Genomic DNA, 15,724 nt, shown 5'->3' on the forward strand with positions numbered 1-15,724 from the left:
AACCCATCATTTTCAACTTTCATTTCGGGGGAATGAGTATACTTGACCCAGGCGTGATGGCAGCGGTTATGGTTGTTTCTTCCTTTCCCCAAAACAAACAGGAAACCCTTCTGTCCAAAAAAGCGGCAATGGCTGAGTTGAAAAAGACCCATCAGCTAGATATTGCCTTTGCCCAACGCATGAGTGCCGATCAAGTTCGGGCACTTCTTTATGCCGTTAGAGAACAAGATGAGCTAGCTGATGCGATTCGAGCCTTGATCGAACAGCGTAGCCGTTTTGCTAAAAATAACCGTAGCTATGGCCTGGTCAAATATCGCATCGAAAATGAGCGAGATTATGCCTTAAACCAGCTCAACTATGTGGAACAGCAGCTCGAAAAATATCAGCAGTATTTCAAAGAACTCCTCAAAAATTTCCTCGATTTAGAACAGAGCGAACTCCTCCGATTAGTGAGAACACTATTAGCCCAACTCGATTAGGAGGGGATATGGCTCGGACCCACGACAATATGTCCTATCGGGACCTGCAAACCTATAACCGGACTTTGCTGACTCAACACCAGCTAAATATAGAGCGCAAACAGAAAGGGCTCTTAAACCGAGGTTGGCAACAAGTGATTGATTTATACACCTGGATTACCCAAAAGCTCCAAACGACTTCTGGCCAGGTAGAAGCCAAAATCCTGTCTAACTTTGCCCGGATGCAGCAGGCTGCAGATGCTATCAAAACAACGGTTCATCAAGTGCACCAACGCTCCCAGCATTGGCAGCGCACTGAACTGGTTAACAATATTTATGAATTCGAAGCCAAGGACAGTAGCGATGACACGGATGGAAACTTGCCTGCAACTCTTTAACCAAATGCAAGGGGCAAAGCTGCGGGCCCATGCGGCGGTGAACCGAGTGTATGTCCAATACCGAGAGCAGTACCAAGATTGGCGACAAACGCCGGAAGCACGTCACCTGATCAAGCAGCAGCTCCAGAAACTGGGAGACATTTGCCCCATCTGCCAGCGAGGATTAGCGGTCACCAATAGCACCATTGACCACCTTGAACCCAAGCGAAACCATATCAGTAAAACCTTGTGTCAAGAAAATATGCTGGTGATGTGTTGGGGGTGCAACGTCAGCAAAGGGACTCAACCTTTTGTTCGATGGCGACGGCAACTACATCCGTTTCGCCAACAGTCTCTGGATTATGCCATTATGCAAATTCATGGGGAAGCTAGACTAGCTGAATTACTTGAACCCACTACAGTAAAGCAACATTAAACATTCTCTCTACCAACACAAACGAAAAAACATGAATCCCTGGACTTTGGAGTGAACTTTAGGTGTCAAGGTTATGCCACTCATGCGAACAACTATTAGATTTTGCTTTAATTTCGAGTGGGTTATTCTACATGTTTCTTGCTCTCTTTTTAACTCTCATGGGTAATGTCAATTAGACAGCTATCATGATTTAGCACAACAGACAAAAATCTATCACTTAAATCATTCGGGAATGTGAAGTCAAATACTGAGTAGCACTCATTGCTTGGGTAGATCCCTACTCTCGTGAGAATAAGCGTACCAAGCTCTAACCTAAGTCCATAGTCCTCAATCAAGTCTTGGTGGCACTCAAAATATTCAACGACTAACTCATTATCTTTAGCTAAGTGATTTAGATATTTCTGGGCAAGTCTTATATTCTGCGGCAGGAGACCCAAAAAGACTTTTATCTGGTGGAGTTCAACCTCACCCAAACTTAACGCCTCAAAGTTTAAGTCCAATTCAACTGATTTTTTGTCAAATTGAATTTCTGTTTCAAGATAGTCAGGTAGGTTCTGATTATCGATTTTCCCAAAGTAAGGTATTTCAAACATAGTTATCCAAGCAACCTGTCAATATAAATGTGATAAGGGGTTAAAAACCTAATGGGATAAAACAGGTTCATACAATGTTTGACTAGCCGTGTATCCCTATACTCCCTTTACTGGTCCGTATAATGCTGATACACATCAGATTGCAAACGCTACATTAAGGATAAAACGGGAAGAAAATCATGAAAATTTGGGTTGATGCCGATGCCTGCCCGAATGTGATCAAAGAAATTCTGTATCGAGCGGTCAAGCGGGTCAAAATCCACCTAACTTTGGTTGCGAATCAATATATCAATCCGCCTGCATCCGATTACATCAATGCTGTTCAAGTCCCAGCCGGCTTTGATGGCGCTGATAACCATATTGTTGAGCAGATGCAGGAAGGGGATCTAGTCATCACGGCTGACATTCCCCTTGCCGCTGCTGTAATCGAAAAATTGGGCCATGCCCTAAACCCCCGAGGTGAACTGTATACGCAAAACAATATGCGGGAACGGCTTGCCATGCGCAACTTTATGGAAGAGATGCGAGAAGGTGGATTGGTCACTGGAGGGCCACCCGCATTAAATCAACGGGATCGGCAACTGTTTGCCAATCAGCTCGATCGATTTTTAGCCAAGCACCATCAGCCTTCTGACTGAGACTTAACCGCCACAATCACCACCCAAGATTGCTGATCTTTGGGTAGTCCCGGTGGTCGGTAGTAGTGATCCGTTATGGTGAATCCTGCTGCTTGCACCAAAGGAGCGAGGGTTTCATATTCCCAATAGGATACAAACCGCTGACCCGAAGGGCGATTGACAAAGCCCTCTTGATTGCCTCGTGCCATGGATAGAACGATCACCCCTTCCTCTACCAAGGACTGCCATAAGTTTTGGAGTACCGACTCCATTGATGTTTGGGGAACATGCAACAGAGACGCATTGGCAAAAACCCCATCAAAGTAGCACTCAGGCAAATCTAGATCCAGAAAAGTTTGCTGCCATACTTCGCAGCCCGTTTGTTGAGCCATTTCCACAAAAGCAGGAGTAGCATCTAGACCGATAACCTCATGTCCTTCAGCCTTAAATGCCACAAGATCGCGACCCGGTCCACACCCTAAATCTAAGATGCGACCTGGATTACGGGGCATCCATTGCATTAACACCTGTCGATTTTGGGAGACATCATGGTCCCAAGTTCCTTCTCGGAAGCTGTTGGCAGTGGCCTGATATTCAGCAATAGTGATATTTTCGTGGGATTCCACTCGTTTTAACCCATCAGAAAGGTGCGCATATATTGGTTGACCAGCTCCGGCTGCTCTTGTTGGATCCAGTGGCTACACTGACTGAGATAGTGCAGTTCTAAATTACGAACATGGTCTTTAGTGCCATAAGTAAGTTCCTTACCCAAGGCAAAGTCATCTTCCCCCCATAGCAGCAGAGTGGGAACGTCCAAGATTCCCCAATCTTTGGGCTGCAGGAGCATATCGAGGTTACTGCGATAGTAGTTAATCATGGCGGTGAGGGCACCCCGCTTGGCAGCCGCGTCTTTGTAGGCTTCTAGATCTTCAGGGCTAAACGCACTTTTGTTAGTTGCTCGTTCTGAAAACATGGATGCGATCGCACGGTAGTCATTGGCTTGAAACATCAGTTCCGGCAGCATCGGCACTTGGAAAAAGCCGATATACCAGCTTCGCATCATCTGTTGGGGATTACTTCGTAGCGCTTCCTGGAACTTGGCAGGATGGGGCAAGTTCATAATGATCAGTTTTTGCAGCATCTCTGGGTGGGCATAGGCGAATTGCCATGCGATCGCACCGCCCCAATCATGGGCCACCAAGATGCACTGGTCATACCCCAGCCCTTGAATAACCCCTTTCACATCCTTAATCAGCTCTACCATGCGATAGGCACTGACATCTTGAGGTTTATCGCTATCGTTATACCCTCGCATATCTAAGGCCACGACCTTATAATCTTGGGCAAACACCGGAATTTGATGGTGCCAAGAATACCAAAATTCAGGAAAGCCATGCAGCATCAACATTAATGGCCCTTCGCCCTGGGTCACATAGTGTAGCCGCACCTGATTCGTGGTGATGTATTGATGCTGAAAAGCAGATTCTAGCTCGTTGTCAGCCATAGCTTTAAGAAGATTCAGCTTATCTAGGGGTATCGTATTGCTTACAGACCAGTATTGCGATTATGGGGTATCTTTCCATAAATTCAAAGTCCCATGCTGATACCTATTCACTTCTGTCCTAACCCCCATCTGGATGGATAATTATGACTATCATAAGAGGGGGAGATGCATCACCCCATGGATAAACACGTAAATTTCACCCAGGAATGGATCAAGGCAAAGCACCCATCACGGTCTTCTTATCTTTAATCTTAGGGGTACTTGCTTACTTCCTCTGGAGTAAGACATCAATAGGCCACCATATTGTCTTTAAGCAATCTGAGATCCTACGGGGCGACATTGCCAAAATCTCAGTTGTGCCCAATACATTTACGAATTTACGAATTTATTTATTTGCCTATAGCATCAAGCAGACCTTTTTTTGGGTGAAATTGCTCGGGCCATTTGTGGCTGCGGCAGGATTAATGATCCTGGCTGCAACCGCTCTATTTTCTCCAGAAGAATAAGTTAGCATCTGCACATGATCGTCGCCCTTATCTAAACAAGGGTAGGTCATATGCCATCACTCCCCTCGCAATTTCCCCATCCTTTACCATGATTGAGCTATATTATTGGCCCACCCCCAATGGGCATAAGATAACCCTATTCCTAGAGGAAGCCGGGCTGGAATACGAGATTAAGCCCATCAACATTGGCAGGGGGGATCAATTTCAGCCAGAGTTCCTCAAAATCTCTCCCAATAATCGGATTCCTGCCATTATTGACCTGGACCCGGCCGATGGCGGTGGACCTATTTCAGTCTTTGAATCTGGCGCTATCTTGTTGTACTTAGCAGCCAAAACCGGGCAATTTCTGCCACAAGACATACGGCAACACAATATCGTCCAGGAGTGGCTGTTTTGGCAAGTGGGGGGATTAGGGCCAATGGCCGGACAAAACCATCACTTTTCCCAATATGCGCCAGAGAAACTTCCCTATGCCATTACCCGATATGTGAATGAAACGAATCGGTTATATGGCGTTTTGAATCAGCATCTCCAAGGCAAAGACTTTATTGCAGGTGACTACTCCATTGCCGATATGGCTTGTTATCCATGGGTTGTACCCTACAAATGGCAAGGCCAACAGTTAGATGACTTTCCCGAGATTGATCGGTGGTTTCAGCTCATTGAAAATAGACCTGCCACCGTCACCGCCTATGAGAAAGGCAAGCAGGTCAGCCAATCAACCAAATTGACCGATAAAAAGAGAAAAGTCTTATTTGGCCAAACAGCGAAGACTCAACCGTGAGGTGATGGAGACAATGTAGTGATTTGGGTTAGGTATACAGACAAAACAAATCTCCTTCACCTATTACAGGCGAAGGAGATAAATAGAGTTATTCAAAGTCTTAATCGCTTTTCACTGGAAATAAGCACTATTTCAGAAGGCAAAAGCATCTAGCAAAACATTTGCTAGGCAAGGGTATGAAGCTCATAACCCAGAAGGACAATAACGAGGCTTAGTTTAGACCGCCTAGACTAGCCAATAGATCATAAGCTTGATCAGGAAGTGCGAAGGGACCCATCTTCTGCAAGTCATTCATACTGACTTGGGTTAATTCTTCAATCGCTCCATGAATTTCTAATTTAGGGGAAGTCCAAGCTTTTTTCATGCTAATTTCACTTACTCCGCGATGGAACTCTATTTTACCACTTCATACTCTAGCGAATATTTCTCAGAATGGGTACTCCTGATATGGTCTTTTAATAATTCAGATGATTGAGAGAGCTGGTTTAAGTCTCGTGGGCGCTGCAGTCTATATAGATTTACACGCTTTGCCAATTGAGCAGCTTGCTTGAAATGGTGACGGTCACGAACCGATAACACAGACTTTAAACCGGAAAATCTCAGCAATTCAATAATGGCTTGCTGCTGGGGAACGGGTTCTATGGACCAGTCTGATCCATATTCCAAGATGTATAAATTTTGGAGGTCATAGGCTTCGGATGGGCTAGCTGTCGAAAATGCAAATGCAGATTCTTCAGCAGTCGGTGTTGAGGGGATCAACTGCAGCTGAGCGGCGGCAGCGGCAGATAACTTCATTCTGGGAACACCAGAATAGAGTGAGGCATTATCGGTATTGATGTGAATAGCCGTTAAATCATCCGTTATACCGATAAATCCCTGATTGACAGATGCGGCCAAAGCCGAAGATTTACCCGCACCTGAATCTCCCAGAAAGGCAATGGCGATGTTGTGGATGGTGACGGCACTCGCATGCAAAATATAAAGTCCTCGTTGATACAGAAGAACGGCCAGCACGACTCCCAGCAATGCCTGACAGATCGGTTCCTGTTCTGCATTTTGGGCAGAAACCAGTACGATCTTGCACCCCCCTTGAACGATAAAAACGCCGATATCTCGCACGTATACTAAGGCGTCCGTTGGGTCAACTTGGAGAGCAATGGGCTGTTGGGCAACGGCTTGGGGGATAAAGTCATGGATACAGCCATCCGTTACCCACTGGATAGTGACGTCTGGATGCTGCCCTGTAGGGGATAAATCTGGCAAGTCTGGAATACAAAAGGTTGATTGAAAAATCAACCCATAGAGCTGATAAAAGTGCATATCAAGAGACGGGGCACACAGGGGCAGAGGCTCTCAGACTTGAAGAAAGTTGAGAGTAGCAGGGCGATTCGCTGACATTGAGCCGGAACATGTCAGCAATGGGTTGGGAGATGGAGCAATACTCAACTCCAAATAATAATCTAGCTTGCGTCGGGAAATAGGGTTGAAAAAACACCTTTCTGGGCATGCTCAAGAATAATGGACCTTGTGGGGAAAATGGATCTTTCTGACATGCGCCTGACTCCAAGTGCTCGTTTGAGCGGATATACTCCCCTTGAGATGCTGCACGAGGGACAGAAGACGCAGGTCTATCGGGCCCTACGGACCATTGATCAACAGTCTGTTGTCATCAAAACCACGCCTCCTCAAGTGGTCTTAAGATTTTCTGATCACCTCGCCTTTCGTAATCAATTCGCCATTAGTCACAACCTGGATCATCCTGGGATTATCACAACATTTGGCCTAGAGTCTTACGACCAGACCTATGCCCTGGTGATGGAAGATATACAGGGAATTCCACTTTCACAATTCTTACAGGTTTCTGTTGCTCTCAAAGATGGGTTAAGGGTTGCCCTGCAATTGGCCGAGATTCTGCATTACCTCGGTCAACAGCGGGTTTTACACAAGGATATCAAGCCTGCCAATATTCTGATACATCCCCAAACGCTGCAGGTTAAACTCATTGACTTTGGGATTGCTTCCCTCTTACCCAAAGAGACTCAAGAGATCAAAAACCCCAATACCCTAGAAGGCACCTTAGCCTATATGGCCCCAGAACAAACGGGGCGAATGAACCGGGGGATTGATTTTAGAAGTGACTTTTATGGCTTAGGCATCACCCTGTTTGAACTATTTTCGGGACAACTGCCCTTTCAAGCAGATGAACCGATGGCTTGGCTACATTGCCATATTGCTCAGGTGCCCCCTTCTCTAGGGGAGTTTGGGGTGCCAGAGGCTGTGGCGAATATCGTGGCTAAGCTCCTCGCTAAAAATGCGGAAGATCGCTATCAGAGTGCTTTGGGATTGAAGCATGATTTGGAACAGTGTTTGACGCAGTTGACGGAGCAGGGAAGGATTGAACGGTTTGAGTTGGGTAAAAGGGATGTATGCAATCGCTTCTTGATACCCGAAAAAATCTATGGACGGGAAGCGGAAGTTCAGAGCTTGCTAGATGCCTTTGAACGGGTAGCTGAGGGGAGTTCAGAGTTATTGTTGGTAGCGGGTTTCTCTGGCATTGGCAAAACGGCGGTGGTCAATGAAGTCCATAAGCCCATTACCCAGAAAAATGGCTATTTCATCAAGGGCAAGTTTGATCAATTCAATCGAAATATTCCCTTTTCTGCGTTTGTGCAAGCCTTCCGTAGCCTGATGAGGCAACTCTTAGGGGAATCGGATGCTCAATTATCGAGTTGGCAGGCCAAAATTCTAGCGGCCGTGGGTGAAAGTGGCCAGGTTCTAATTGAGGTGATTCCTGAGTTAGAACGCATTATGGGGGAGCAGCCTGCCGTACCAGAATTGTCTGGAACCGCAAACCAGAATCGCTTTAATCTCCTCTTTAGCAAGTTTATTCAGGTTTTTGCAAAACCAGCGCATCCTTTGGTCATCTTCTTGGATGACTTGCAGTGGGCAGACTCAACCTCCTTTACCCTTCTCAAACGGTTGATGGCAGAGTCGGAGATAGGCCATTTACTGATAGTCGGTGCCTACCGAGACAATGAAGTTTATCCAGCCCATCCACTGATATTGACACTCGATGAACTGGACAAACAAAATATTGTTCTCCATACCCTTACCCTACAGTCATTGCACCTTGGCCATATCAATCAATGGGTCGCGGATGCTTTATTATGCACCCCAAACATTGCATTTCCCCTCACCCAATTGATCTATCAAAGAACCCAGGGAAATCCTTTTTTTACAACCCAATTTTTGCAGAGACTCCATGGTGATGGACAGATCATCTTTGATTGTGATGCTGCCTATTGGCAGTGTGATTTGACGCAATTGCAGCAACTAGCCCTTACCAACGATGTAGTGGAATTCATGGTCGGACGGTTGCAACAGTTGCCCGAGGAGACTCAGGACGTATTAAAAATTTCGGCTTGCATGGGAAATCAGTTTGACTTGGCAACCCTAGCTACCGTGTGTAAGAAATCTCAGGAGGATATCGCCAAGGCTTTATGGCCATCGTTGCAGCTCGGCTTGGTGCTCCCAGAAAGTCAAACCTATAAGTTCATGGATGGGAACCACCGCATCCTGGAAATGGAACGAGATATCACGATTGATTATCGATTTGTTCACGATCGGGTCCAACAAGCTGCATATCTGTTAATTTCACCTCAAGAGATCCATAAAATCCATTTAAAGATTGGCCGTTTGTTATTGGCACAACTATCAGATAGTCAAAGAGATGAAAAAATATTCGACATTGTTAACCACCTCAATCTTGGAGCTGAGTTGGTCAAGCAACCAGATGAACGTTATCAATTGGCAATACTTAATTTAGAAGCTACCCATAAAGCCTTAGCATCAACAGCTTATGATGCTGCTTTTGAATATTCAAAAATAGGCAGAGAATTTCTATCTAAAACAGCTTGGGATACCCACTATCAATTGAGTTTAGATTTTTGCGATCTGGGTGCAAAATCTGCTTTTCTGTCTGGCAATCTTGATACAGCAGAATCTATTTCTAGATTAGTAGAGAAGCATGCTGACTCTATAGTCGACTGTGCTAATTCCTATGAAATCAGAACACAGATATATCAGAGTCAGAACCAACCTCAACGCGCATTTGATATTTCAAAAAACTTCTTGAATGCAGTGGGGATAGAGTTTTCAAATATAGCTGATGAAAAAATCATAGAAAATGCAATTCACTCCGTCAATCACATCCGGGCTGGGCGGTCTATAGAAGATTTAGTGAATCTAAGGGTGATAGATGACCCATCTCAAGAGATCGCTCTAAGAACTTTAGGAAAAATGTCGGTTACCTGCTTTCAGGTAAACCCAGAACTGTTCCCTATAGTGGTTGCTAAAAGCGTTTATTTATCTCTTAAGTATGGCAATACAGAGGCTTCCTCAATTGCATATAGTTTATATGCAATGATTATGCTTTCTGTGATAGATGATATTGAGGCAGCCTCTGATTATGGTCATCTGGCAATGGCCCTAATCAGCAAGCTTGATGCCAAGTCATTTGAAGCCAAGGTTATTAATGTTTTTGCGTACATTATCAAACCCTTAAAATCACATACTAGAGACTCTTTGCCGGACTTAATGCGAGGTTTTCAATGCGGTATAGAGGTAGGAGATTTTGAGTTTTCCGCTTATTGCATTGCCGGATACTGCTTATTTTCCTATCTAGTTAGCCAAGACTTGAACGCTCTCAATATAGAACTCAAAAAATATAGTCATGAATTAGAGCGAGTCCAGCAATCTACTGGTCAATATTGGATCAATATGGTTCAGCAGTCAGTACTCAACCTCATCGGTAGGAGTCAAGATCCGACTGTACTTTGTGGAAGTGCCTATGATGAATCGATCAGTTTACCCATTCATCATCAAAATAATGACGCTGAAACGTTGCGCTTCTTCTATTTCCATAAGATTGTTCTGAACTATTGGTTTGGTGAATATCAACAAGCAATTCAATATTTAACCGAGATTGAACCATATATTGTCTCTAAGCAGGGGACTCCAACGGTTTGTCTCCTGCTGATGTATGATTCTCTAGCCCATTTAGGCGGGGATAAATCCATACAGGACCAAGATTCTGTTTTAAAGCGGGTGAATCATAATCAGACCAAGCTGCAGAAATGGGCCACTTCAGCGCCGATGAATTATCAGCATCGTTGGGACTTAGTCGCGGCAGAGAAATACCGTTATGAAGGCCAAAAATTAGAAGCGCTTGAGAAATATGAACAAGCAATTCTCGGAGCGAAGGAACATGAATATCTGCAAGAAGAAGCGCTTGCTAATGAGCTAGCCGCTAAGTTTTATCTGGAGTGGGGCAAGGAAAAAATAGCCTCAACTTATATGCAAGCGGCCTATCACTGTTATGCCCGATGGGGCGCTCAAGCAAAAACGGATGATCTTGAACGACGCTACCCCGAATTAATCCAACCCATCCTGCAGCAAACACCTCGCTCTTCCCACCCACTGGACACCCTTGCAAAACTTGGCGCACCCAACCTATCCATTCACTCTTCTACTTCAGCCTACTCAACCCAGACCAACCTCAATGCGACGTTTGATTTTGCTGCAATTCTCCAAGGTGCCCAAGCCCTTTCAGAAAGTCTACACCTGGATGAATTGCTAGAAAAACTCGCCCCAATGATGCTGCAAAACTCAGGTGCAGATCGATTGGTGCTCTTACTCCCCGAAGCTGATGACACTTGGCTTATCAGAGCTACTGCGACGCCTAAAACGATACAACTGTCCTCAGTTCCCCTTGGTGAGTATCCGGATCTACCCCTGCAACTGATTCAGTTCGTTAAAAATACTCAAGAAGCTCTGGTTGTCGATAATTTAGAAACCGATTTACCCATTATTGACAACTATCTGGGAACCCACCAACCCCGGAGTATTCTATGTTTACCGATTTTGCATCAAGGCCATTTGACGGGTCTACTGTACTTGCAGAATCAATTGGCGTCGGGGGTATTTACATGCGATCGCATCACCGTCCTCAACTTTCTCTGTGCCCAAGCAGGCATCGCGATTGAAAATGCTCGTCTGTATGAGCTAGAGAAGGATAGAACCACACATTTGGCTGTCTCGGAACGACGTCTTCAAACCTTATTTGACCAAACCGCAGATGCAGTCTTTTTATTGGGCGAACAAGGATTTATTGACTGTAACCAGGCTGCCCTTAACCTCCTCGGATATGCCAGTAAGTCTAAAGTATTAGCGCTTCATCCTCATCAGATTTCTCCTGAGCGGCAGCCTGATGGTCAGCTTTCTGCAGATAAAATGGCACGGTTAAATCAAGAGGCCTTACGAGGAGGAGGTTTAAGGTTTGAATGGCTCACTCGGCATAGTAATGGAGAAAACTTTTGGGTAGAAATTACCCTCACCCCCATCCAATATCAATCAGAGATGATTCTCCATAGTGTGGTTCGAGATATTAGCGAACGTAAGCAGCTAGAACAAGAACAGGTCCGCCTCATAGCCGTTCTTGAAGCAACCCCTGATTTTATTGGCATTTCTAATGCTAAAGGGGAGGACGTGTGGTGTAACCAGCAGTTGGCCAATCTTCGACCAGATCTAGCTGAGCCAAGTCAACGATGTATTTCCAACTTTCATCCGCACTGGGTGAATGACTTAGTAGTGAAGGAAGTACTTCCTACAGCCATTCAGAAGGGGAGTTGGTCTGGAGAGCTAGCCGCCTTAGATGCTGAGGGGAATGAGATACCGGTTTCACAAGTTGTGATTGCCCATAAAGCCGCAGATGGAACCGTTGAGAACTTTTCAACGATCATGCGAGATATTAGCGATCATAAACAAGCCGATGAAAACTCCCGCCTGCTTGCATCCGTTGTTGAGTCGTCAAATGACGCGATTCTGACGAAGAGCTTAGATGGCATAATCACGAGCTGGAATCAAGCTGCCACAAATTTATTCGGGTATTCGGAAGCTGAGGCACTGGGACAATCTATCTTAATGCTGTTTCCACCAGATCGACTCCAGGAAGAACCCCACATTATTGCTCGTCTTCAGAATAAAGAGTGTATCGAGAACTTTGAAACCGTTCGCCTCCACAAAGAGGGTTATCCGATTGATCTTTCAGTCACCATCTCCCCTTTAGTGAATAGGCAGGGTGAGGTCGTTGGGGCGTCCAAAATTGTCAGAGATATTCGCGATCGCAAAATAGCTGAGGATGCCCTGCGACAAAGCGAAACTAAATTTCGTAATCTGCTCTCAAATCTTGATGGCGTGGTCTATCGCTGCCAAAACGATGCGAATTGGACCATGGAGTTTATGAGCGATGCCATTACAGTCTTGTCTGGCTATCCCGCTTCGGACTTTATCAATAATCTCAACCGCACCTATGTCAGCATTATCCATCCCGATGATGTGGAGCAGGTTAATCAGACCATTAACAAGGAGCTGACTGCACATCACCCCTTTTCAATGGAGTATCGTGTCCTCCATCGAGACGGCTCAGTTCGTTGGGTGACTGAGAAGGGAAAGGGGATTTTTAATGCTGAACACCAACTCCAATACGTAGAAGGTGTCATTGTCGATATCACCGATCGCAAATGGACAGAACTTGCCCTTCAACTCAGCGAAGCCCGCTCCAATGCAGCCTTTCAGCAAGCTGCCATTGGCATTGCTGAAAGTGATGTGCAAGACGGCATCATTACTCGGGCAAATGGTTATTTCTGCGAGATGGTGGGTTATTCTCCAGACGAACTCAGAACGATGACTGCCGCCGATTTGACCCACCCGGATGATGTAGAAGAATCTGGCAGACTGATGCAGTTGCTTGACGGTGGCAAAGTCAGTCATTTCACTACCGAAAAGCGATATGTTTGCAAAAATCGTAGGGTTGTCTGGTCATCTACCACAGTAACCCTCGTGCAGATGCCGGATGGGAATTCCCAATATCTAGCGATGATTCGAAATATTAGCGATCGCAAAGTCGCAGAACTCGCCCTAAAAGACAGTCAAGCTCAATTTCGACGCATGACTGAGAATATACCGGGGATGATTTATCGCTATGTTTTGCATCCTGATGGTCAGAATAAGCTGACGTATATCAGTTCCCAGGTCAGAGAAATATATGAAGTGGAACCAGAAGCGGCACTCCAAGATGCCAGCAAGCTTTGGGAAAGAGTCCATCCCGATGACCTTCCCCTAGTCAAGGCTGAGGCCCAAATATCTGCTGAAACCTTGCAATCGACCCCGGTCGAATGCCGCCTTCTATTGCCCCACAAAGGGCTGCGCTGGATTCAATTGATTGCTCGAATAGAACAATTAGATAATGGCGATATCGTTTGGGATGGCGTTGCCCTAGATATCAGCGATCGCAAAGCTGCTGAAGCTAATCTACGCTTTAGTGAAAAACGATTTCGGCGAGCCATTGAAGGTGCCCCTTTCCCCATCATGCTCCATGCCGAAGATGGTGAAGTTCTTCAAATCAATGCGACTTGGACCGAGTTGACGGGTTACAGCCATGCCGACATTCCTACCACTCAAGATTGGGCACAGTATGCCTATGGGGAAGATGCTGCCAGAGTAATCAAAGAGGTGATGGCCAAAAAGTATACCCTCACCTCTCGCTGGGAAGAAGGTGAATTTACCATTCGAACCCAGGATGGTGACCCACGTCTCTGGCAGTTTAGCTCCGCTCCCTTAGGAGTTTTACCCGATGGTCGTCGAACGGTGATTTCTATGGCCGTGGATGTCACCCAACGGCGACAGGCTGAAGACAATCTTGAACAGGCCAATCAGCAGCTAGCAGAATACTCCCACACCCTAGAGCAAAAAGTTGAGGAACGAACCCAGGCGTTCCAAATTGCGAAGGAACAAGCGGATAGTGCCAACCTGGCGAAAAGTGAATTTCTGGCCAATATGAGCCATGAACTCCGTACACCCCTGAATGGCATTCTGGGTTACGCCCAAATTCTCAATCGTTCTACCACCCTGAATGCCAAGGAGCACCACGGCATTACCGTCATCCACCAATGTGGCTCACATTTACTCAGCCTTATAAACGACATCTTAGATCTGGCCAAAATCGAAGCTCGAAAACTGGAACTTGCACCCGCTGAAACCTATTTGCCTGCTGTGCTTCAAAGTGTTGTTGAAATATGCAAGATCAAAGCCCAGCAAAAAGGCATCGCTTTTGTCTATGAACCCAGTCATGACCTACCGGGAGGGGTGAGTGTCGATGAAAAATGTCTGCGGCAAGTGTTGATCAATTTATTAGGCAATGCCATCAAATTTACGGATCATGGAGCGGTTACCCTACAAGTCGAAGTTTTGAGCACCACTGAAACGGAGGCTTCACTATTATTTCAGGTGATGGATACGGGAATTGGCATTGCTGAGACTGATCTCTCCAAACTCTTTGATGCTTTTGAACAAGTTGGATCTCGCGATCGGCGGGCGGAAGGCACCGGTTTGGGACTTGCCATCAGTCAACGCCTTGTCCAGCTTATGGGTCACAGCATTCAGGTTAAAAGCCAAGTGGGAATAGGGAGCGAGTTCTCCTTTATGATTAACCTCCCTCTGATCGAGAATGGGGTCCGATATCAGTCCATTTTTAACAACCAGGATCGCATTATCGGCTACCAAGGTGAGCGCAAGCGGATTCTCCTTGTGGATGATCATGAAGACAATGTCGTCATACTTTGCAACCTCCTGGAACCCCTCGGGTTTAAGGTCGATATCGCTCATGATGACTTAGAGGCTCTAGATAAACTCAGCAATCACCCCGACTTGGTGTTAACGGATATATCCATGCCAGTGATGGATAGTTTTAAGCTATTACGGCATATTCGGGATGATGCAGATCTCCAAACCCTCAAGTTCATCGTTTCCTCAGCCTCCGTCGATCCGGTCTACCAACAGCAAGCATTAGACGTGGGCAGCGATGCATTTCTAGCTAAACCCATTGATGCCCAAGCCTTGTTTCAAATCTTTTCTGAACAGCTCAATTTAGACTGGATTTATGAAGTGCTAACCCCCTCACCTGAGCAAAGGGAGGTTGCTTCGCCAGAAATGATATCTGAAGCAACCCAGACTATCAGATACGCTTCGACCATTGCTCAACAGAGTCTGATCAATGGTCAGCTAGAATTGCCGAGGGTTGATGGAGGGAGGCCGTCTCTAGACGTACACAACTACTCAGTCAAGGGAAAAAAACAGCCTTTAAAAGTGGTTTATCCACCCAAGGATACCTTAGAGAAACTAGTAGATATGGCAAATAAAGGTAGTATATTTGAGATCAAAGATGAACTGTTAGCGATTCATCTTACCCATCCAGAATGTCAATCCTTTTGCCAGGAAATCTTGCATTGGTCAGACCGCTTTGAACTGAATAAAATTCAAGCCTTTTTACAAGATGCTTACGAAAATCATCGGAATAACAGATAGAAAAAGTGGTCTATTTTATCGTCATAT

At 45.6% G+C, this 15,724-nt stretch carries 12 protein-coding genes; 7 read left to right on the forward strand and 5 right to left on the reverse strand.

The window, feature by feature from the left end; all coding sequences use genetic code 11:
- The first annotated feature begins 32 nt into the window (after nt 1–32).
- The 3 genes from I1H34_RS18115 to I1H34_RS18125 are packed head-to-tail and all read left to right on the forward strand — an operon-like array spanning nt 33 to nt 1,271.
- Nucleotides 33–479, forward strand: a complete 447-nt coding sequence (locus I1H34_RS18115) for a hypothetical protein (RefSeq protein WP_235109217.1) — start codon at nt 33–35, stop codon at nt 477–479.
- Between the two features lie 8 nt (nt 480–487).
- Nucleotides 488–856, forward strand: coding sequence for a hypothetical protein (locus I1H34_RS18120; protein WP_212662387.1), 369 nt, complete (start codon nt 488–490; stop codon nt 854–856).
- Nucleotides 822–1,271, forward strand: a complete 450-nt coding sequence (locus I1H34_RS18125) for an HNH endonuclease (protein WP_212662389.1) — start codon at nt 822–824, stop codon at nt 1,269–1,271. The genes I1H34_RS18120 and I1H34_RS18125 overlap by 35 nt, the downstream gene beginning before the upstream one ends.
- A 149-nt stretch (nt 1,272–1,420) precedes the next feature.
- Here the strand turns inward: I1H34_RS18125 and I1H34_RS18130 are convergent, their stop codons facing one another.
- A complete protein-coding gene (locus tag I1H34_RS18130; protein WP_212662390.1) occupies nt 1,421–1,864 on the reverse strand; it encodes a DUF2004 domain-containing protein in 444 nt (147 codons plus the stop codon).
- Between the two features lie 179 nt (nt 1,865–2,043).
- Between I1H34_RS18130 and I1H34_RS18135 the strand changes: the two genes are divergently transcribed.
- A complete protein-coding gene (locus I1H34_RS18135) occupies nt 2,044–2,502 on the forward strand; it encodes a YaiI/YqxD family protein (RefSeq protein WP_212662391.1) in 459 nt (152 codons plus the stop codon).
- On the opposite strand, the gene I1H34_RS18140 is transcribed toward I1H34_RS18135, so the two are convergent.
- Nucleotides 2,487–3,107: a class I SAM-dependent methyltransferase gene (locus tag I1H34_RS18140; protein WP_212662392.1), complete on the reverse strand. Its 621-nt coding sequence runs from the start codon at nt 3,105–3,107 to the stop codon at nt 2,487–2,489. The genes I1H34_RS18135 and I1H34_RS18140 overlap by 16 nt on opposite strands.
- A gap of 5 nt (nt 3,108–3,112) precedes the next feature.
- Complete coding sequence (locus I1H34_RS18145; RefSeq protein ID WP_212662393.1) at nt 3,113–3,985, reverse strand: alpha/beta fold hydrolase; 873 nt, start codon at nt 3,983–3,985, stop codon at nt 3,113–3,115.
- Nucleotides 3,986–4,191: 206 nt separating this feature from the next.
- On the opposite strand from I1H34_RS18145, the gene I1H34_RS18150 reads away from it, so the two are divergent.
- Nucleotides 4,192–4,491 carry a hypothetical protein gene (locus tag I1H34_RS18150; protein WP_212662394.1) on the forward strand — a complete coding sequence of 100 codons (300 nt, stop codon included), beginning with the start codon at nt 4,192–4,194 and terminating at the stop codon, nt 4,489–4,491.
- A gap of 88 nt (nt 4,492–4,579) precedes the next feature.
- Nucleotides 4,580–5,275, forward strand: a complete 696-nt coding sequence (locus I1H34_RS18155; protein WP_212662395.1) for a glutathione S-transferase N-terminal domain-containing protein — start codon at nt 4,580–4,582, stop codon at nt 5,273–5,275.
- A gap of 211 nt (nt 5,276–5,486) precedes the next feature.
- Here the strand turns inward: I1H34_RS18155 and I1H34_RS18160 are convergent, their stop codons facing one another.
- Together I1H34_RS18160 and I1H34_RS18165 are read right to left on the reverse strand one after the other, a co-directional pair.
- Nucleotides 5,487–5,639: a hypothetical protein gene (locus I1H34_RS18160; protein WP_212662396.1), complete on the reverse strand. Its 153-nt coding sequence runs from the start codon at nt 5,637–5,639 to the stop codon at nt 5,487–5,489.
- Between the two features lie 29 nt (nt 5,640–5,668).
- On the reverse strand, nt 5,669–6,595 hold the full coding sequence (locus tag I1H34_RS18165; RefSeq protein ID WP_212662397.1) for a phosphoenolpyruvate carboxykinase (ATP): 927 nt from the start codon (nt 6,593–6,595) through the stop codon (nt 5,669–5,671).
- Between the two features lie 231 nt (nt 6,596–6,826).
- Between I1H34_RS18165 and I1H34_RS18170 the strand changes: the two genes are divergently transcribed.
- Nucleotides 6,827–15,697, forward strand: coding sequence for a PAS domain S-box protein (locus I1H34_RS18170; protein WP_212662398.1), 8,871 nt, complete (start codon nt 6,827–6,829; stop codon nt 15,695–15,697).
- Nucleotides 15,698–15,724 lie beyond the last annotated feature (27 nt).

The sequence above is a fragment of the Acaryochloris marina S15 genome, assembly GCF_018336915.1.
GTDB classification, from domain to species: domain Bacteria; phylum Cyanobacteriota; class Cyanobacteriia; order Thermosynechococcales; family Thermosynechococcaceae; genus Acaryochloris; species Acaryochloris marina_A.

Excerpts from the sequence above, each read along its gene's own strand:
- I1H34_RS18115 (WP_235109217.1), top strand. The coding sequence starts at position 33 with ATGAGTATACTTGACCCAGGCGTGATGGCAGCGGTTATGGTTGTTTCT.
- I1H34_RS18120 (WP_212662387.1), top strand. The coding sequence starts at position 488 with ATGGCTCGGACCCACGACAATATGTCCTATCGGGACCTGCAAACCTAT.
- I1H34_RS18125 (WP_212662389.1), top strand. The coding sequence starts at position 822 with ATGACACGGATGGAAACTTGCCTGCAACTCTTTAACCAAATGCAAGGG.
- I1H34_RS18130 (WP_212662390.1), bottom strand. The coding sequence starts at position 1,864 with ATGTTTGAAATACCTTACTTTGGGAAAATCGATAATCAGAACCTACCT.
- I1H34_RS18135 (WP_212662391.1), top strand. The coding sequence starts at position 2,044 with ATGAAAATTTGGGTTGATGCCGATGCCTGCCCGAATGTGATCAAAGAA.
- I1H34_RS18145 (WP_212662393.1), bottom strand. The coding sequence starts at position 3,985 with ATGGCTGACAACGAGCTAGAATCTGCTTTTCAGCATCAATACATCACC.
- I1H34_RS18150 (WP_212662394.1), top strand. The coding sequence starts at position 4,192 with ATGGATCAAGGCAAAGCACCCATCACGGTCTTCTTATCTTTAATCTTA.
- I1H34_RS18155 (WP_212662395.1), top strand. The coding sequence starts at position 4,580 with ATGATTGAGCTATATTATTGGCCCACCCCCAATGGGCATAAGATAACC.
- I1H34_RS18160 (WP_212662396.1), bottom strand. The coding sequence starts at position 5,639 with ATGAAAAAAGCTTGGACTTCCCCTAAATTAGAAATTCATGGAGCGATT.
- I1H34_RS18165 (WP_212662397.1), bottom strand. The coding sequence starts at position 6,595 with ATGCACTTTTATCAGCTCTATGGGTTGATTTTTCAATCAACCTTTTGT.
- I1H34_RS18170 (WP_212662398.1), top strand. The coding sequence starts at position 6,827 with ATGCGCCTGACTCCAAGTGCTCGTTTGAGCGGATATACTCCCCTTGAG.